This is a genomic window from Prevotella dentalis DSM 3688 (assembly GCF_000242335.1).
Classification (GTDB): Bacteria; Bacteroidota; Bacteroidia; order Bacteroidales; family Bacteroidaceae; genus Prevotella; species Prevotella seregens.
In genome coordinates, this window is sequence record NC_019968.1 from 454,617 (window position 1) to 472,460 (window position 17,844).

Genomic DNA, 17,844 nt, shown 5'->3' on the forward strand with positions numbered 1-17,844 from the left:
TCTACACCAATCGCTCGCAAAGGATTATGGCAAACAGCAACAGCCTATGGCTTACGACGCGTATGGCGACCGTGCAAATTGGACGCGTTTATCCAATAAGTTGGACAAACAAGTCCAATGAGCTGGACAAATTAGTCTAATTAGTTGGACAAATTGATCCAATGACATAAGTATTAAAGGTTTCCGGCGACCGTTCTGAGGTAGTAATAACGACCGTTCAGAGATAGTAATAACAACAAAGATAAAACAACAATGAAAATCGTAAAAATCAACCGTAAATTCAAGCGGTTGGCAGACTGGATACTTTGCCACCGGCTTGTGGTCGGTGCGTTGTTCGCAGTCATCGTCGCCTTCTCGTTTGTGGGAGCGAAGCGCATCGTGATGAAAACTTCGTTCGACGACTATTTCGTGAGCGACGACCCGATGCTACTCAAAACCAACGAGTTCAAGTCTATCTTCGGCAACGACTACTATGTGGCGGTGCTGGTGAAAAACAAGGACATCTTCTCCCAACGCAGCCTGACGCTCATTCGCGAACTGAGCAACGAACTGAAAGACAGCCTGTCGTATGCCGACAAGGTAACGTCGCTCACCGATATTGAGTTTGCCGTAGGTACGGAGGAGGGTATGACCATCGAACAGATTGTCCCCGACGAGATTCCGTCTGATACCGCTTCGCTGAACGTAATCCGGCAGAAAGCGTACAGCAAACCGTATTTGGCAAAGAAGATGGTGTCAAACGACGGCACGATGACGTGGATTATGGTGAAACTGCGGCCGTTCCCCGAAGACAGCGTGTGGAAGAAGACGAGCGACATTGCGCCCGATATGATTACGGGCAAAGAAGCGGGACACATCATCGGCAAGGCGAAATACGCCGAACTGTCGCCCAACGCTGCGGGAATGCCCTATCTGGGCTACGAGAAATTCGTTTATCTCAAAAGCGAACTGGGGCGGCTGTTCCTCTTTGCCTTCATCATCTCCATCGTTGTGATGCTCATCGTAACCCGTTCGCTGCGCGGCGTTGTTGCACCACTGCTCACGTCCGTGTTCGGACTGCTCATCAGTTTCGGCATCATCGGCTGGACGGGCATTTACATCGACATGACCACAACAATGATTGCCGTGATACTGACTTTTGCCTGCTCCATCGCCTACAACATTCACCTGTACAATTTCTTCAAGACGCAGTTTGTAGAAACAGGCAAGCGCAGGGAATCCATCAAGGAAGCCGTAGGCGAAACCGGTTGGGGCGTGTTGCTGTCGGGACTTACCACCATGGCTGCCATGATGACGTTCCTGTCCATGAAGATAGTACCGATGCGAGCCATCGGCATCAACACCTCGCTCTGTCTGCTTGCCGTGCTGCTCACCTGCCTGCTGCTCACGCCCATCCTGTTGTCGTTCGGCAAGGACCGCAAGCCTGCCGCCGATATGTCGAAGAGTTTTGAAGGATATATCGGCAAACGATTCGAACAGTTCGGCAGTTTCGTGATGCGCAGGCATCGTTCCATTGTCGTTTCGTCGGTTGTGCTGACCATCTTCTGCGGTATCGGACTCTTCTCCATCGAGCCTGCGTTCGACATCGAAAAGACGATGGGGCGGAAGATTCCATACGTAAAGAAATTCCTCGACCTCTGCGAAACCAAACTCGGTTCGATATATTCCTATGACCTTATGATTACCTTGCCGCACGACAACGACGCCAAGAAGCCGGAGAATTTGCAGAAACTCGACCGACTAGCGGAGATTGCGGGTGGCTACAAGCTGACGAAACGCCACAATTCCATCACCGACATCGTGAAGGACATGAACTGCACGCTCAACGGCAACAAGCAGCAGTTCTATCGTATTCCGGACAACGCCGATATGGTGGCGCAGTTGCTGTTGCTCTATGAGAATGCGGGCGGTACGGAGTCGGAATACTGGATGGATTACGACTACAAGCGGCTGCGGTTGCAGTTGGAGATGAAAGACTACAACTCCAACGAGGCGGAAAAGGAAATGAACGACTTGCAGGCGGAGGCGCGCAAACTCTTTCCCGGCGCACACGTCTCGGTGGTGGGCAGCATACCGCAGTTCACCGTGATGCAGCAGTATGTGGAGCGCGGACAGATGTGGTCGATGCTGTTGTCGGTCTTGGTCATCGGCGTTATCCTCGTGCTTGTCTTCGGCAACTGGAAAGTGGGGCTCGTTGGGATGATACCGAACATTGCCCCCGCCATCATCGTGGGCGGGATGATGGGTTGGTTGGGCTATCCGCTCGATATGATGACAGCCTCGCTCATTCCGATGGTCTTGGGTATTGCCGTCGATGACACCATTCACTTCATCAACCACAGCCATGTGGCATATGACAGGTGCGGCAATTATGCAGAAGCCATCAACCGAACCTTCCGCACCGAAGGACTCGCCATCGTCATGTCCACAGTCGTCATCTCGGCTACGTTTACAGGCTTCGTCTTCTCCGACGGCACACAGATGCGCAATTGGGGCATTCTGGCTGTAGCCGGTATGATGTCGGCCCTGCTGGCAGATCTCTTTCTCGCGCCAATTCTTTTCAAGTATCTCCGTGTATTCGGGAATGATCGACAGGCTTCCTCGGGCGCGGCAAATGAACTTCCTAAGGAATGAGAAACGGGCTTCCCAAGGAACGGCAGATGGACTTCCCAGGGAACGACAAACGGACTTCTCGGGGAACGACAAACGGACTTCCCGGGGAACGACAAACGGACTTCCCAGGGAACGACAAACGGACTTCCCAAGGAACGACGGATGGACTTCCCAGGGAACGACAAATGAATTTCCTTGATAACAACAAAACACCATAAAATATAACGATATGAAAACAAAACATTTCACATTGCTGCTCATCGCCATACTGGCGGTTTGCAGCGCGCAGGCAGCAGGACTGTCGGGCAGAGACATCATGCAGAAAGTAAGAAACCGCGCAGACGGCGACACACGTTATGCCACCATCGAAATGACGCTCATTCAGAAGAGCGGCCATAAGCGTGTGAGGAAACTCGAATCATGGGCAATGGACATAGGCAATGATACGAAGAAAATCATGTTCTTCACCTATCCCGGCGACGTGAAGGGTACGGGATTCCTCACTTGGGACTACGACAATACCGCCAAGGTGGACGATAAGTGGCTCTATCTTCCGGCAATGAAAAAGACGAGGCGCATCAGTGGGAAGTCGTCGAAAACCGATTATTTCATGGGCAGCGACTTTACCTACAACGATATGAGCGCCCGCAGCGTGGACGAAGAGAAGCATACGCTTCTGCGCGAAGAAATGTTGGGCGGTCAAAAATGTTGGGTGGTAGAGTCGGTACCCAACGACAAGGATGAGATTTACACACGCCGCGTCACCTGGGTTCGGCAGGACTGCCTGATGGCGGTAAAGGCGGAATATTACGATAAGCTGAACAAGCTGCACCGTAGGCTCACGATTTCCAACATAAATAAAGTGCAGGGCTTCTGGACGATGCACCTTATGCAGATGGAGAATGTACAGACGGGACACAAAACCATTATCCGTATGGACAATCAGAAGTTCAACATAAAGCTGTCGCCTAACCTTTTCACTGTTTCCCAACTGGAGAAAGGACTCTGATATGAAACTATTTATGCTCTTGCTTGTGCCGATACTCTCGGCGCAGGCAGCGGCCCAAATCGATAATACATTGCCAGCCGATAGCGACACCATCGGTTCGGCATGCACTCCGCAGGAAACGGTCGAAGCATCGGACGCTAACGCTTTTCAGGTGCAGGTGAAAGGTTTTCTTGATACCTACCATGCCGTCAGGACGGAGGGACGTGCCGACTGGATGGCTTCGCGGACTCGGGCGCGGGGAGAACTCAAACTCGAGAAAGGGGCGGCTTCGCTCTTCCTATCCCTGAACGCCACCTACAACGGAATATTGAAAGAACGCACAGGACTGGAATTGCGCGAGGCTTATCTCTCTTATGCAAAGGGCAACTTCGACCTGCGCGTCGGGCGGCAGATTGTCGTATGGGGCGTGGCGGATGCACTGCGCGTTACCGATTGCGTGTCGCCGTTCGACTATACTGAGTTTCTCGCACAAGACTACGACGACATTCGCATGCCCGTCAATGGGCTGCGTGCAAAATACACAAGAGGTTCGGTCACCCTTGAAGCCGTGTGCAATCCTGTGGTAGACTTCTTCGTGTTGCCGACAGACGAGCGCAATCCGTGGGCAATCCGCCTACCGTCTGCACCACTGCCTTACACCACCGACTTGGAAAGCGGCAAGCCGGAGAAGAAAATCAAGAATATGGAGTTTGGCGGACGGGTAAGCGTCAATCTCAGCGGAATAGACTTCTCCGTGAGTGCCTTGCGGACGTGGAACAAGCTGCCTGCCCTTTGCCCTGCCCTGTCGGGCGATGGAAGGACGCTCCACATCAACGGACAGTACCGCCGTATGACGATGTTGGGTGCCGACTGCTCATTGCCCGTCGGTCAGTTTGTCCTCCGCGCCGAAGTCGCCGAGTACATAGGCGAGGCACAAGGAAGCGGCTTGGGGCAAAATGCCGTGCGGCGCAACACGCTCAACGCCCTTGCAGGGGTAGACTGGTATCCGGGTAACGACTGGAACATCAGCGTACAGTATTATCATAAATACACATCGGGCAATCTCGCAGCGCTCTCCGTCTATCGCAATGCCGGGCTTGCCACAGCAAGACTCTCAAAGGAACTGCTGCACAACACGCTGAAACTCTCCACCTTTGCCTACATCGACGTGGCAAGCGGCGGCATCTTCAACCGCCTTTCCGCCTCCTATTCTCTCAACGACGATATAGAACTAACCGCCGGCTACGACTATTTCCATGCCAACAAAGGCAAGTTTGCCATGTATGGTAAGAACTCCGAAGCGTGGGTGAAGATGAAGTATAGTTTCTGATTCCATTTTAATACATGAAATGATTATACTCAAAATAAAAATAACATGTGAAAGTACGTAAAGAAGAAAAGTAGAATGTAGTCATAGGGTAGTAATGCTTGTCTTTCTCTAACTACATTCTAACTTTCTTTCTATCACAATTTTATATCTTTTGTAGTTATGTCGTAGATTGATATCGATGAAATAGAAAAGTGTATCAATTGATACTGCCATTGCAGGTATATCTGCTCCCTCACAGGTATAGGGCGTTGCAGTTCTCGACAGATGTATTTCCTGAACAAGTGTACTTCCGTGCTGTCCAATTGATAAGACAAAGCGATGATGATTGAAAGCGGATAAAGCGGAGCATAACCTCGCAGCCGTCCGTTCACGTAGACTTCCTGCTCCCCTGTATCCCTTTCGTCGGGTTGCAGGGGAGAGACTTTTAGTAGAAGTTGCAGACGATAATTGAGCTTCCTCCATGTTACACTAAAGAAATCCACCAGTTCACTCTCTGTCATTGCTATTTCGCCTTTGCCTTTGCGAGTGATTTGCATATTATCGCCCCACTCGAAATAGCTTCGCTCTCTTTTTGTTTGATGGTGATTGACATTCATACGGTTTCCTCCTTCGTTTCTTTTGTCTGATGTTTCCTTATCAACCTGTCCATGTCCTCCGAAATCTTATTGTCCGTCACCTGTGCGTAGATTTGAGTACTGGATATAGAGGCGTGCCCCATCATCTTGGCAATGCTTTCGATAGGTATTCCTGCACTTAAACTCATCGTGCCGAACGTGTGCCTTGCCATGTGCGAGGTAAAGGGAAAAGAAATACCTGCCCGTAATCGCAAGGCTTTGAGACAAGACTGATAAGTGGGATATTTGATATGGGGGATCAGTGTTTCCCTTTCATCGCTGTGCATTTTCTCTATTAACCGAACAGCTTCGGGCAATAACTTGATACGACAAAGCACGCCCGTCTTTTGTCTGTTGAACTTCAACCACAAACTGCCTGCATCATCACGAACAAGATGCTTCTTGCTTAGTTCCATCAAATCACAATAGGTTGCACCAGTATAACAGGCGAAGAGAAACACATCACGAGCAGTTCCCATTTCTTTTTCCAATTCATCAAAGCAGAGTGCCTTCAACTTGTCCAATGCTTCTTTGTCAAGAGCTTTAGGTGCTTTCTTGTCTCCTCGTTCTATATGTACTTTATCAAACAGAAGCGTATCAGCCAACCCCTCACGATAAGCCAACCTGCAGACGGTCTTCAAATCGGCAGCAACTCTGAAGAATGTGCTTTGCTGATGACCGAGTTCGCCAAGACAAAATGCTTGTAATTCGTAGATAAAGTTTTCTGTCAGCTGCGAGAAAACCAAGTCCGAAACATGATACTTCCTCTGAATGAACTCCTGCAATCGTTTCCGAGTGGAATGATAGGCAGACATAGACTCTTCCTTGATGTCTATACCGATATGGCTTTCTTTCTCCTTGATGAGCATATCCAACCTTTCGATGAGCATACATCTTGCCTGTACGCTGCCTTGAAACTGTTCCTTTACATCAGTTGCATCAAATGGCTGTCCTTTGGCAATTAGCGACTGATAGGTAGATTGAATGGAAAGCAACAAGTTCTCCAACCTTCCGTTAATCTCCACCGCCTCACGGCTTTTGCCGTCCATCCTGCTCTCACGTGAATTCCATAAGCCGGGATTGCAGGAGAGTTTACAACTAAACTGGGCAATGGAGCGTCCAATGGTAATACGCCCCATAATCGGAGCTTTCCCCGACTTGTCCAAACCGCTCTTTTTAAGGTAGAGCAACACTTTCATCTTTTCTTTTTCCATACGCTTTAATATTTGTGGGTAAAGTTACCCGAATTAAAGCGTTCCTCACTTACGCAGAAAACTGCCGACCAAAGCAACAGCCACACGAGCTAAAATAATTCAGTTACCGAATACTGCACCATCGTTACCAACATCAAAATAGGGTAACACTCTGGTAACTGAACTTCTGCCTAAATCTGCATATTTCTGCCCTTTACAAACAGAGCAACATCATGCTAATTTGTGCATTCCATCCTCATTATCAGTTAGTTTGCGCCAACTCCTATATTTCTTCATTTTCATTGATTAGTTACGAGCGAATCGCACGGCCGTTACGCCGTAATCACGATGCCGTTACGGTGCAAACGTACGGCCGTTACGGTGCAATCGCGCGGCCATTGCGCCGCAGGGCAAAACGCCTCACGGGGTCAAGCGCAAAAGAAGAAGAAAGAAAAAGGGAGAGGGAAAGGCACTGTCGCAGGGCCCGGCCGCCGTGCCGGCCCCTGCGGCGGGCACTTGCCGCATGCCGGTAAACCGGCGTGCCTCACACGGCCGTGTGGTCGTCGATGAAACGCTGCACCTCGTCCCTGTACGTTTCGCTGATGGGAACGAAGGCGCAACCAAAGGCAATGCGACTGCGGTCAATGAGATTGATCTTGCTTCGGTTGACAATGTAGGAGCGATGCACACGCATGAACGTGTCGATGGGCAGGATATGGTCCAAGTGTTTCATGTTGAGTAGGCTCGTCACCTCTGTTTGCCCGTCGGGTGTGGGGCGTTCGAGCACAAACTTGACATAGTCTTTCAGGCCCTCGATGTAGAGAATATTGTCGAACGGCAGCTTGAGAATCTTGTAGTCGCTGCGCACAAAGAGGAAGCGGTCTGCGCCCACGGACGAGGCGCTGTCCGACCTGCCGCCAAGCACGAGGGCCTTGTGGGCCACGGCGAGAAAGCGGTCATAGGCGATGGGCTTGAGCAAATACCCGATGGCATTGGCCTTGTAGCTCTCGATGGCATACTGTGCAAAGGCCGTGGTGAACACCACGCGGGTCTGCCGGGGCAGGAGCGTGGCCAGCTCTACACCGTTGAGTTCGGGCATCTGAATGTCGAGAAAGGCCACGTCGATGGCGTTAGTATGGATGTCGCGGATGGCATCCACCGCACTGTTGTAGGCACCGACAAGATGAAGAAAAGGCGTTCGCGAAACGTAGCTGGCCAGCAAATCGGCGGCCAGCGGCTCATCATCGATGACGATACAGTTCAATGTCATAAAGCGTAATTTTTGATTGGTATTCCTTATTGTCGTGCACAGGCCCGTAGGTCCACCGGTAGCCTCCGCCGTATTCCAGGTCGAGACGGCGGCGGATATACGAGAGCCCCACTCCGTGGCCGCTGCGGTTGGAGGCCGGCTTGGGGTAGTTGCTGTTGGCCACACAGAGCACATAGTCGTCTCCTTCCATGTAAATGCGGATGGAAACAAAGCTCGGCTCGCTGGCCGACACGCCGTGCTTGAAAGCGTTTTCCACGAGGGCGATGCCCACATTGGGGGCTACGGTGAGCTTGCAGTCGGGCGGCAGCTCGTAGCTTGTGGTGACGCGCACGTTGCTGCGCAGCCGCAGCCGCATGAGGTTGATGTAGTCGTTGATGAACTCTATCTCGCTGTGGATGCCGACGCGGGGCCTCTGATTGTCGTAGAGCACATGGCGCAGCATGTTGCCCAGACTCTCCACGGCCGACTGTGCCTTGTCCTTATCAAACGCGATAAGGGCGTAGATATTATTCAAAGTGTTGAGCAAAAAGTGCGGGTGAATCTCTGCACGCAGCACCTTGAGTTCGGCCTCGATGCGCGCCTTTTCGGCCATGCGCCGCTGCACCTCGGCCGTGCGCCACCGCTCCGTCATCCTGACGGCCGTGGCCGCCCCCCAAGAGGCGAAGAGCATAAAGGCATTCTTGAACATCATGAGCAGGGGCAGGTTGTACCGCCGCCGGCCATCCGACCCGGAAAGGGGGGCAGCGGCACTGTCCCAGCCGGGTGCTGCGTTCCACAGATGGATGCCATAGACCAGCGCGCACACCATCACGATGTTGACTGCAAAGAAAGCAACCCGGCGGTTGTGGAAGTAGAGCTTCGGGATGAGCACGTAGTAGTTGAAGAGATAGGTGGACAGCATGAGGCTGGGCACGATGAGATAGCGGAGGTAGCTCCGCCAGTTGTGGTCGGTTGTGTCGGTATAAAGCAGCGGCGACAGGAAGATCATCAACCACATGGCGATACCAAACCGCGTCCAGTTGGGCTTGACAGTTGCACTCATGACATAGGGATCGGGGATGGACAAAAGGGCGGAGGGCCGCTATTCATAGCGGATGGCTTCGATGGGATCGAGCCGGGCGGCCTTCTTGGCCGGGTACCAGCCAAAGAACACACCGGTGAAAGTGCAGACGGCAAAGCTCATGGCGATGGTCCACAGCTCGATGTAGATGGGCCAGTGGGCCAGCAGCCTCACGGCGTAACTGGCGCCCACGCCCAACGCCACGCCGATAATGCCGCCCGTGACACTGAGCAGAATGGCCTCGATGAGGAACTGGTTGAGGATGTCTACGCCGCGCGCCCCCACGCTCATGCGCAGTCCTATCTCGCGGGTGCGCTCGGTAACGCTGACGTACATGATGTTCATGATGCCGATGCCACCCACGATAAGCGAGATGCCGGCCACGCAGCCCAGCAGGATAGTCATCATGTTGGTGGTGGAATTCATCATCGTCGAGAGCTCCTCCTGCGAGCGGATGGTTGAAGTCGTCGGCGTCGGCCGCAGCCTCGTCGGTGGCTTCCTTGAGCTTGTGGTTGCGTCGCAGGATGGCGGTCATCTCCTCGGTGGCCTTGTCGGTCACGTCTTCCGTGATGGCCGAGGCCTGTATCTCGCTCAGATAATTCTGGGCCAGGATGCGCTTCATCACCGTGGTATAGGGCGCGAGCACCAGGTTGTCCTGGTCCATGCCCATGGAGTTGTAGCCTTTTTTCTTGAGCACACCGATGACGCGGAACGGGATGGAGTTGAACCGAATGACGCGGCCGATGGGGTCGCTGCCGTCGGGAAAGAGATAGTCGACGACCGTCTTGCCGAGGATGCACACCTTGGCGCTCGACTTGATGTCCTGCTGTGTGAACACCTCGCCGTCGCTCACGCTGAGCTGTCGAATGCCGAGATACTCCTGATTGACCCCATAAATGGTGGACTGCGTATTGTTGTTGCCGTAGATGAACTGGCCGCTGCTGCTCACAACAGGGCTTATCGCCTTGATATAAGCGCACCCGTCCTTGAGCGTCTGGTAGTCGGTGAGCTTGAGAGTCTCCATCGACGAGGCGTCTTGACGCACTCCTCCGCGCATGTCGGCCCCCGGATGAATCATAATCATGTTGGAGCCCATCTCGGCAATGTTGGCTTGAATGCTGCGCTTCGAGCCTTGACCGATGGCCAGCATGGTGATGACGGAGGCCACGCCAATGATGATGCCGAGGGCCGTAAGGAACGATCGCATCTTGTTGGCAAGGATGGCGCGGAGCGCTATCTTGAACAAATTGGTATAATTCATGGGTAAGGGTGTCCTATTCGTCGGTGTTGGCCGGCAGGGCGGCAAGGCCCTCGGCGGCACTCTGAATGTTGTGGTTATAGGCATCGCTCATCACACGGCCGTCGCGCAGCTGGATGTTGCGGCTGGAATAGTGGGCAATGTCGGGGTTGTGGGTGACGAAAATGATGGTGCGCCCCTGGGCATGGAGCTTCTGGAAGAGCACCAATATCTCGAAAGAAGTGCGTGTATCGAGGTTGCCCGTGGCCTCGTCGGCCAGAATGACGGCCGGATTGTTGACCAGTGCACGGGCTATGGCCACGCGCTGCATCTGGCCGCCGGACATCTGGTTCGACTTATGGTAGAGGCGACTGCCCAGTCCAACGGCCTCGAGGGCCTCGACGGCGCGGTCGTGCCGCTCCTGAGCCGAGACACCGGCATTGTACATCAGAGGCAACTCCACGTTCTCCACGCTGGTGGTTTTGGGCAGCAAGTTGTAGTTTTGAAAGATAAATCCTATCTTGCGGTTGCGGAGAACGGCCCGCTGCGACTTGCTCATGGTGCGCACCGAAACGCCGTCGAGATAGTACTCGCCCGTGGTAGGGGTGTCGAGGCAACCCAGTTGATTGAGCAGTGTGGACTTGCCCGAGCCCGACTTTCCCATGATGGTGACAAACTCTCCCTCGAAGATTTTGAACGACACGCCGCGCAGGGCATGCACGGTTTCGTCGCCCACGAGGAAGTCGCGCCTCACGTCTTGCAGCTCGATGACCACCTTTCGGTCTTCGGTTTGGGGCCGCGGCTGCGGTTGTTGCTGTACCTGAACAGACATAAGCTATCTTCTTTCGCGGTTACTTCTTCTTGTTTCCGCCCGGCCGGCCCGGCGCAAAGGGGCTCGATTCCGAGGCTTGTCCGCCGTCGGCGGAGGCTTCGTCGCCGGCAGACTTCACGCTGACGCCGGCAGACTTCACGCTGACGCCGGCAGACTTCACGCTGACGCCGGTGATGACCCGCTGTCCCTGGCGGATGCCGCCGAGTATCTGGGTGTGCGTGCCGTCGGTGATGCCGATGCCGACGCTGTGTGCCACCACGGTGTTTCCCTCGAGCGTCCACACCTTGTTCTTGGCGTTGGGAGCGTCTTTAATCTTCCGTTGGCCCACGGTCTCCTTTTCGGGGGTGTAGCGCAAGGCCTTGCTGGGCACGCTGAGCACGCCTTTGCTCTCCTGGGTATAGATGGTGACGTTGGCCGTGAGCCCCGGCTTGAGCTTGAGGTCGGCGTTGGGAGCGCTGATGACCACCTCGTAGGTCACCACATTGTTGTTGGTGGTGGCCTCTTGGCGCACCTGCTTCACGGTGCCGGCAAAGGTGTCGTCGGGGTAGGCGTCGACGGTGAAGGCCACGCGTTCGCCCACCTTGACGTTGCCGATGTCGGCCTCGTCCACGTTGGCCACCACCTGCATGTTGGTCAGATCCTGGGCAATGGTGAACAGTTCAGGCGTGCTGAAGCTGGCGGCCACCGTCTGTCCCTCCTCCACGCTCTTGGAAAGCACCACGCCGTCGATGGGCGAAGTGATGGTGGCGTAGCCCAGATTGGTCTGCGCCTTCTGCACATTCTCCCGGGCTGTGGCCACTTGTTCGCGGGCCTGCTGGTAGGACAGGCGGGCCTGGTCGTAGTCGTTGGCGGCGATGAGCCCCTTTTTATAGAGGGCGGCATAGCGGGTGAAGTTGGCCGGTAGTCCAGCGTGCTCCGGGCACTGGCCAGATTGGCCTTGGCGGTGTTGAGTTCACTCATGAGATTGGTCTTGTCGAGCTCGGCAATGACCTGTCCTTTCTTCACCACGCTGTTGTAGTCGACGTAGAGCTTGCTCACGATGCCCGACACCTGGGTGCCCACGGTGACCGACGTCACCGGCTCGATGGTGCCCGTGGCCGTGATGCTGTTCTCGATGTTGGCCGGCCCCACAGCCTCGGTGGCAAACTCAACCTCCTCTTTCTCCTTGTTGCCGGAGAGCAGGAAAGCGGCTGCGGCCGCAACCACGATGACGGCCACGATGACCCAAATCTTACTTATCTTTTTCATAAAGGCTGTGTGCAATGTTATCTTGATACGGTGCCCGAGGGCTATTTCAGCGTTCCGTCCTGATAGAACTTGAGCAGGTCGATGTTGAGTATCGTGAGATACTTGGCCTGAAGCTCGGCCTGTTGGGCCTTGGCCAAGGCGTCCTTGCCGTTCATCAGCTCGATGACATTCTTCAGGTTCTGGCGGAACTGCTCGCTCAGCAGCTCATAACTGGCCTGCGCACTCTCGGTGCTCACGCGGGCACTCTTGAACTGCGCCTGGTTGTTGACGGCCTGGAGCCAGAAGTTCTCGATGGTGGAATAGAGCGTGGTCTGCCGATCTTTGAGGTCGAGGGCATACGATTGCTTGGACAATATGGCCTTGTTGACGGCCGTGCGGGCCTGCCGGTTGTCGAAGATGGGCACACTCACGGTGAATCCGCCGCCCACGGCGAAGTTGTTTTTGAGCTGCGTGCCCCAGGCGCGGCTGTTCATCGAGGTGGTGTTGGTGCTCAGACCGGCATTGAGCGACACGGTGGGGAGCCGCTGGGCACGGGCCGCCTTGATTTGCAGGTCGCCGCCCTCGATGGCGAGTAGGGCGTTCTTGATTTCGGGGCGGTTGTTCAGCGCCGTCTCGTAGACGCCCGTCACGCCCGGAATTTCCTGCAGGGCCATGGCGTCGGTGGCCTCCGGAACGGTCACGTCGAACTCCTCCTGGTCGGTGATTTGGAGCAGTTGTTTGAGCTGCCGCTTATAGTCCTTGAGACTGCTCTCGGCCTGCACGAGTGCGTATTCGTCCTGGGCACGCTGAGCCGTGAGCTGGGCCAGGTCGGCCTTGCTCATGCTGCCCACCTTGACAAACTCCTGTCCGCGGGCCTCGTTCTTCCGCGAGGTCTCGAGCGTGGCCCGGTTCACCTCAACGGCATCCCGCGAATAGAGTATCTGCACATAGAGCTGTGCTATCTGCTCCTGGATGCTGTTGGCCGTGGTTGCACTGTCCAGAGCGGCCCGGTCGGCGGTCAGCCTGTCCATCTTCACCTGGTTGCGGTTGCGCCCGCCGTTCCAAACGGTCCAGCTTCCGCTCACGCTGTACGACCCGTTGTAGTAGGCCTTGTCCACGTTGGTCTGCACTTTGTCGCCGGCAATGGTGTAGCTTCCCGTCTCGGGCCATGGGTTGTAGGTGACGTTTTGCGAGGTCGAGGCCGAGAGCGAAGGCAGCAAGGCGGCCTGGCTCAGCTTGAGATCCTCGATGGCGCTCAGGTGCTGGACGCGCGTTTTCTGAAGCGAAATGTTGTTTTGCAGGGCGTAGGCAATGCACTCTTGCAACGACCACTGCCTGGCACCGGCCGTGAGCGGTGCACCGAGCAGCAGGAGAGTCATGGCAGATGCCATAAGCGTTTTATTCATAAACTGGCAATTTGGTGATTAATCGAATTGTAAACGTTGGACTGAAACCGAGGCAAAAAGTTTATAAAGTCCGCCGATTATTAACAAAAGTTAGGGGAAATGTCACATTCGGCAACATTTCCCCACGTGGATGGCTGGCAAGGCAGCAGGATGAAAAGACGGGACAACGCGAGGGCTCCCAACCGCCGTGCAGCGGCCGCGACGGCCCGGAGCGTCAGCCGAAGTCGTACAGACGGGCGATGTACTTGCCCAGAATGTCGAACTCCAGGTTCACCACGCTGCCCACTTCGATGTCCCGAAAGTTGGTGTGCTCGCGCGTATAGGGGATGATGGCCACCTTGAACGTGTCGTCGGTGGGCTCGCAGACGGTGAGCGACACACCGTTGACCGTCACCGAGCCCTTGTCCACCGTGAAGTATCCGCGGCGGGCCATGGCCCGGTCGAGCGGGTAGCGGAAGGTGAAATAGGTGGAGCCGTCGGCGTCGGCCATGGCCACACAGGTGGCCGTCTCGTCGACATGGCCCTGCACGATGTGGCCGTCGAGCCGCCCGTTCATCAGCATCGACCGCTCCACGTTCACGCGGTCGCCCACCCGGAGGCGGCCCAGGTTGGAACGGTCGAGCGTCTCCTTCATCGCCGTGACGGTGTAGGCGTCGCCCTCGATGGCCACCACGGTGAGGCAAACGCCGTTGTGGGCGATGCTCTGGTCTATCTGAAGCTCCCCCGTGAACGAGCATTTCAGCGTGAAGTCCACGTTGCCTTGATACTTCTTGATGGCGACAACGGTGGCCATCTCTTCTACGATTCCGCTAAACATGTCCTGTAGTTTTAAAAGGGAGAACCGAGTGCCGGCACGGCGGCCGCCCTCAATTCTCCCTGATTGAAAAGGGGATCGTAACGATGATGTGATGAAAACTCCAGCTTAAAAAGTTGTGAGCGCTCTCCGTCTTTGTAATCCACCGGCTTTACAGCTGGGCACTTGGTGCTTGATGTGGCCCGCCATTGGCAAGAGAAGCATGCTCTGTTTTCAACGTAATTTGATGAGTATCCCGATCGAATCGATACAATCCCCCAAACGGTTTCTCCTTTATTCTGTTGCAAATATACGGATTTCCAGTTTGACCGCCAAACAATTTCGTGGTTTTTTGCAGGGCGGTGGTGGAAAAAGCACGGTGCGGACGCATGGGCATTGCGGCGTAATCGCGGGGCCGTTACGGCGCAATCGCCCCGCGATTCCACCGTTTTTCTCTGGCGTTTACGCCGTCATGAAAAACGGATTGTCCCCACACGCCATGTCCGCGCCAAGGCGTTTCACTTTCCAAACATGCGGGTATCGCCACGAATCACACGGATTTTCATGGATGCTGCGCAAGGCTTTTCTCACAGATTCCACGGATTTCGCAGATACTTCGCAGGGGTATTTCTCACAGATTCCACAGATTTCACAGATGCCAATCACCGCGCAGCATCTGTGAAATCTGTGGAATCTGTGAGAAAATTCTACGCAAAGTATCTGTGAAATCTGTGCCATCCGTGAGAAAAACGAAACAATAACGGCCAGCCGAAGACGTTCTACATACAACATGAGAAAGGTACACCTATTTATATTAGGGCTGCTGGCCACCGCCCTGCACGGCCTTGCGCAGTCCCCGGCCGCGCCCCACCCCATCGTGACCGTGCTGCCGCAACGCGCCTTCCCCAAGACCATTCCGCCGGGAAACTACAGCGGCATCGCGTGGTTGGGCGGCGAACGCTATGCCGTGGTGAGCGACAAGAGCGAGGAAGACGGCTTCTTCGTCTTTGAAATCAAGACCGACTCGCTGACGGGCGAGCTGCTGTCGGCCCGCAACACGGGGTTCCACGGCTGCGGACTGCCCAACCGCGACGACGAGGGCATAGCCTACTGCCCACAGCAGGAAACCGTATGGATCAGCGGCGAGGCCGACAACCACCTGCGCGAATACACGCTCGACGGACGGCGCACGGGGCGCGACATCGCACCGACCGGCGTCTACCGGCACCTCGGCGCAAACCTCGGACTGGAGGCGCTGACCTACCACGCCGCATCGCGCACGCTGTGGACCTGCAACGAGAGCGACACGGTGTTCATCCAATCCTACGACAGTCTGCTCCGCCCGAGGCAGTGCCTGCGCTACCGACTGGACGCGCCCGTGGGCGATGCACGCAAGGCACACTCCCATGCCCACGGCATAGGCACGCTCTGTGCGCTCGACGACGGCAGTCTGCTGCTGCTCGAACGCGAGTTCTGGGTGCCCCGGTCCAAGCTGGGGGCCTTTGTCAACTGCAAGCTGTTCCACCTCACGCCGCCCCCGGCGAAGCAGGGCAACGGGCCCGCGGCCCCCATGGACGCACCCGAAAAAACACAGGTGGCCGAGTGGTGCACACGCCTCACGCTGGCCGGCCGCAGCCTGGCCAACTACGAAGGGATGTGCCTCGGGCCCACGCTGGCCGACGGCTCACGCGTCATTGTGCTGGTGGCCGACTCTCAGAATCAGTATGGAGGGGTGCTGAAGGACTGGATAAAGACGCTTCGGCTGGCGCCGCAGCAGACGTCTGCCGCTCGTCGGGCCCTGTCTGCGGGGCGGCCGTAGGCCCTGCAGGACCCGCCGGCGTGCCGGGGCTCACCGGGCGCAGACGGCCGTAATCGTCGAAACCGTAGCGGCGTCCGATTTCGAGCGTGATCCAAAGCGAGGCCGTCGAGGCGGCCAGCACGGCCACAAAGAGCAACAACTGGAATGCCACGGCCGTGCCTACGTCCACTCCGGCCAGCACCAGTGCCAGCAGAAGTGACGGGGCCGAGAGGGTGACCATGCCGCTCATCTGCTTCAGCAGCGGGTAGAGGGCGGCCTGAAAGCTGCGCCGCACAAAGTGGCGCAGGGCCTCGCGGTGGGTTCCGCCGTTGCCCAGCAGGTAATGGTAGAGCTGCGCATGGTGCTGCAAACCCATGTAGTAAGTGTGCAGACCCCTGGCATTCAGGCCGATGATGCCGCCGATAACCAAGGCCAGCACAGGAATGAAAAGGCGCGTATCGAAGACTTGCCGCTGTCCCAGCACCAGAAAGACCATGTAGAGGCTGACAAACAGCACGGCCGGCAGCGTGCCGACCACGACGGGCAGCAGCAGGCGGGCCATGCCGAGACGGGCGTGCCGGACGGTAATCGCCGCCGAGGCCAGCAGCACGGCCACGCCGATGAGGAGGGTGAGCGGCACGCTGTTCCAGCGCATCAGCAGGTGGATGAGCCCGCCCAGCGCACCCACCATCAAGGCCATGCGCCCCAGCGACACCAGCAAGCGGCGCATGCGGCGCGCATCCACCGTCCAGACTACGTACAAAGGGATGGCCAGCAACAGCAGTCCCAAGGCAAAACCGAGCAAAGAAATTTCCATCGTTCAGAGTTTTATCATTTTGTCGAAAGCTGTCGGCGTGCCCCCGTCGGCCTCCGCACCGCTGCCGTGCAGCGGCTCGCGGCAGGTGCACACCACCTCGGCGCCGTCGGCCGTGAGCTGGTGGAGCAGGGCCTGCACGGCGGGCGTCTGCGGAATTTCGTCGAGCAACACCATGGGCCGCCCCAGCAAGGGGAGCATGGACAGCAGCACAAGTTGCAGCTGCGGGCGGGTGAGCGTCTGCGTCGCGCGGTCGTAACAACGCTCGTCCACGCCGAGCTGCCGCCACCAGGCCATGAGTGCCGGCCGGTCGAACGCCCGGACGCGGTTCACCTTCAGGGCAAAGAGCTGGCGGCAGAGCTCGGCCACGGTGAGCGTGTTCCAGGGAGGCTGTTGCGGCACATAGGCCATCAGCTGCCGGAAATAGCTGCCGGAGCCCGGCGTGACAAGCTCGCCGTCTACCGTGATATAGCCGGCAGCCAAGGGGGCCAGCCCCATGACGGCCATCAGCAAGCGGGTCTTGCCGGAGCCCCCGGGGCCCGACAGGCATACCGTCTCGCCCCCATTCACCACCAAGGAAAAGGGAGCCGACTGCGTGCCGTCGGCAAGACCGACGCAGACATTCTTGAATTCGAGCATCGCTTGTTTGTTTTTCGACCTGCATTCGGC

Annotated in this window: 13 protein-coding genes and 3 pseudogenes; 5 read left to right on the top strand and 11 right to left on the bottom strand. The window is 56.1% G+C overall.

What is annotated here, in order from left to right; translation table 11 throughout:
* Positions 1 to 252: 252 nt before the first annotated feature.
* From PREDE_RS09110 to PREDE_RS09120, 3 genes are all read left to right on the top strand, one after another.
* On the top strand, positions 253 to 2,634 hold the full coding sequence (locus PREDE_RS09110) for an efflux RND transporter permease subunit (protein WP_005846728.1): 2,382 nt from the start codon (positions 253 to 255) through the stop codon (positions 2,632 to 2,634).
* A 208-nt stretch (positions 2,635 to 2,842) separates the two neighbouring features.
* Positions 2,843 to 3,622 carry an outer membrane lipoprotein-sorting protein gene (locus PREDE_RS09115; protein ID WP_005846730.1) on the top strand — a complete coding sequence of 260 codons (780 nt, stop codon included), beginning with the start codon at positions 2,843 to 2,845 and terminating at the stop codon, positions 3,620 to 3,622.
* A gap of 1 nt (position 3,623) precedes the next feature.
* On the top strand, positions 3,624 to 4,931 hold the full coding sequence (locus PREDE_RS09120) for a DUF1302 family protein (protein ID WP_005846732.1): 1,308 nt from the start codon (positions 3,624 to 3,626) through the stop codon (positions 4,929 to 4,931).
* Between the two features lie 134 nt (positions 4,932 to 5,065).
* On the opposite strand, the gene PREDE_RS09125 is transcribed toward PREDE_RS09120, so the two are convergent.
* The 9 genes and pseudogenes from PREDE_RS09125 to PREDE_RS09165 form a co-directional block, all read right to left on the bottom strand.
* Positions 5,066 to 5,527 (bottom strand): hypothetical protein, encoded by a 462-nt coding sequence (locus PREDE_RS09125; RefSeq protein WP_015310409.1) that lies wholly within the window; start codon positions 5,525 to 5,527, stop codon positions 5,066 to 5,068.
* On the bottom strand, positions 5,524 to 6,759 hold the full coding sequence (locus tag PREDE_RS09130) for a site-specific integrase (protein WP_044127432.1): 1,236 nt from the start codon (positions 6,757 to 6,759) through the stop codon (positions 5,524 to 5,526). The genes PREDE_RS09125 and PREDE_RS09130 overlap by 4 nt, the downstream gene beginning before the upstream one ends.
* Positions 6,760 to 7,282: 523 nt before the next feature.
* Positions 7,283 to 8,008 (bottom strand): LytR/AlgR family response regulator transcription factor, encoded by a 726-nt coding sequence (locus tag PREDE_RS09135; protein ID WP_005846736.1) that lies wholly within the window; start codon positions 8,006 to 8,008, stop codon positions 7,283 to 7,285.
* Positions 7,980 to 9,050, bottom strand: coding sequence for a sensor histidine kinase (locus tag PREDE_RS09140; RefSeq protein WP_005846738.1), 1,071 nt, complete (start codon positions 9,048 to 9,050; stop codon positions 7,980 to 7,982). The genes PREDE_RS09135 and PREDE_RS09140 overlap by 29 nt, the downstream gene beginning before the upstream one ends.
* 39 nt (positions 9,051 to 9,089) lie before the next feature.
* Positions 9,090 to 10,329: pseudogene (locus tag PREDE_RS09145) on the bottom strand (ABC transporter permease).
* Positions 10,330 to 10,342: 13 nt separating this feature from the next.
* Positions 10,343 to 11,137, bottom strand: coding sequence for an ABC transporter ATP-binding protein (locus tag PREDE_RS09150; RefSeq protein WP_005846740.1), 795 nt, complete (start codon positions 11,135 to 11,137; stop codon positions 10,343 to 10,345).
* Positions 11,138 to 11,156: 19 nt separating this feature from the next.
* Positions 11,157 to 12,385: pseudogene (locus PREDE_RS09155) on the bottom strand (efflux RND transporter periplasmic adaptor subunit).
* A 41-nt stretch (positions 12,386 to 12,426) separates the two neighbouring features.
* A complete protein-coding gene (locus PREDE_RS09160) occupies positions 12,427 to 13,770 on the bottom strand; it encodes a TolC family protein (RefSeq protein ID WP_005846742.1) in 1,344 nt (447 codons plus the stop codon).
* A gap of 214 nt (positions 13,771 to 13,984) precedes the next feature.
* Positions 13,985 to 14,587, bottom strand: coding sequence for a riboflavin synthase (locus PREDE_RS09165; protein ID WP_005846743.1), 603 nt, complete (start codon positions 14,585 to 14,587; stop codon positions 13,985 to 13,987).
* Positions 14,588 to 14,810: 223 nt separating this feature from the next.
* On the opposite strand from PREDE_RS09165, the gene PREDE_RS13925 reads away from it, so the two are divergent.
* Both PREDE_RS13925 and PREDE_RS09170 read left to right on the top strand, forming a co-directional pair.
* Positions 14,811 to 15,245 carry a hypothetical protein gene (locus tag PREDE_RS13925; protein WP_154648471.1) on the top strand — a complete coding sequence of 145 codons (435 nt, stop codon included), beginning with the start codon at positions 14,811 to 14,813 and terminating at the stop codon, positions 15,243 to 15,245.
* A gap of 108 nt (positions 15,246 to 15,353) precedes the next feature.
* Entirely contained in the window at positions 15,354 to 16,382 is a 1,029-nt protein-coding gene (locus tag PREDE_RS09170; RefSeq protein WP_005846744.1) for an esterase-like activity of phytase family protein, read from the top strand.
* Between the two features lie 79 nt (positions 16,383 to 16,461).
* Here the strand turns inward: PREDE_RS09170 and PREDE_RS14285 are convergent.
* Both PREDE_RS14285 and PREDE_RS09180 read right to left on the bottom strand, forming a co-directional pair.
* Positions 16,462 to 17,178, bottom strand: a pseudogene (locus PREDE_RS14285) (ABC transporter permease); the annotation flags it as partial.
* A 3-nt stretch (positions 17,179 to 17,181) separates the two neighbouring features.
* Positions 17,182 to 17,814, bottom strand: coding sequence for an ATP-binding cassette domain-containing protein (locus PREDE_RS09180; RefSeq protein WP_005846746.1), 633 nt, complete (start codon positions 17,812 to 17,814; stop codon positions 17,182 to 17,184).
* Between the last annotated feature and the right edge of the window lie 30 nt (positions 17,815 to 17,844).

Excerpts from the sequence above, each read along its gene's own strand:
- PREDE_RS09125 (WP_015310409.1), bottom strand. The coding sequence starts at position 5,527 with ATGAATGTCAATCACCATCAAACAAAAAGAGAGCGAAGCTATTTCGAG.
- PREDE_RS09115 (WP_005846730.1), top strand. The coding sequence starts at position 2,843 with ATGAAAACAAAACATTTCACATTGCTGCTCATCGCCATACTGGCGGTT.
- PREDE_RS09120 (WP_005846732.1), top strand. The coding sequence starts at position 3,624 with ATGAAACTATTTATGCTCTTGCTTGTGCCGATACTCTCGGCGCAGGCA.
- PREDE_RS09170 (WP_005846744.1), top strand. The coding sequence starts at position 15,354 with ATGAGAAAGGTACACCTATTTATATTAGGGCTGCTGGCCACCGCCCTG.
- PREDE_RS13925 (WP_154648471.1), top strand. The coding sequence starts at position 14,811 with ATGAGTATCCCGATCGAATCGATACAATCCCCCAAACGGTTTCTCCTT.
- PREDE_RS09150 (WP_005846740.1), bottom strand. The coding sequence starts at position 11,137 with ATGTCTGTTCAGGTACAGCAACAACCGCAGCCGCGGCCCCAAACCGAA.
- PREDE_RS09140 (WP_005846738.1), bottom strand. The coding sequence starts at position 9,050 with ATGAGTGCAACTGTCAAGCCCAACTGGACGCGGTTTGGTATCGCCATG.
- PREDE_RS09110 (WP_005846728.1), top strand. The coding sequence starts at position 253 with ATGAAAATCGTAAAAATCAACCGTAAATTCAAGCGGTTGGCAGACTGG.
- PREDE_RS09160 (WP_005846742.1), bottom strand. The coding sequence starts at position 13,770 with ATGAATAAAACGCTTATGGCATCTGCCATGACTCTCCTGCTGCTCGGT.
- PREDE_RS09130 (WP_044127432.1), bottom strand. The coding sequence starts at position 6,759 with ATGGAAAAAGAAAAGATGAAAGTGTTGCTCTACCTTAAAAAGAGCGGT.
- PREDE_RS09135 (WP_005846736.1), bottom strand. The coding sequence starts at position 8,008 with ATGACATTGAACTGTATCGTCATCGATGATGAGCCGCTGGCCGCCGAT.
- PREDE_RS09165 (WP_005846743.1), bottom strand. The coding sequence starts at position 14,587 with ATGTTTAGCGGAATCGTAGAAGAGATGGCCACCGTTGTCGCCATCAAG.
- PREDE_RS09180 (WP_005846746.1), bottom strand. The coding sequence starts at position 17,814 with ATGCTCGAATTCAAGAATGTCTGCGTCGGTCTTGCCGACGGCACGCAG.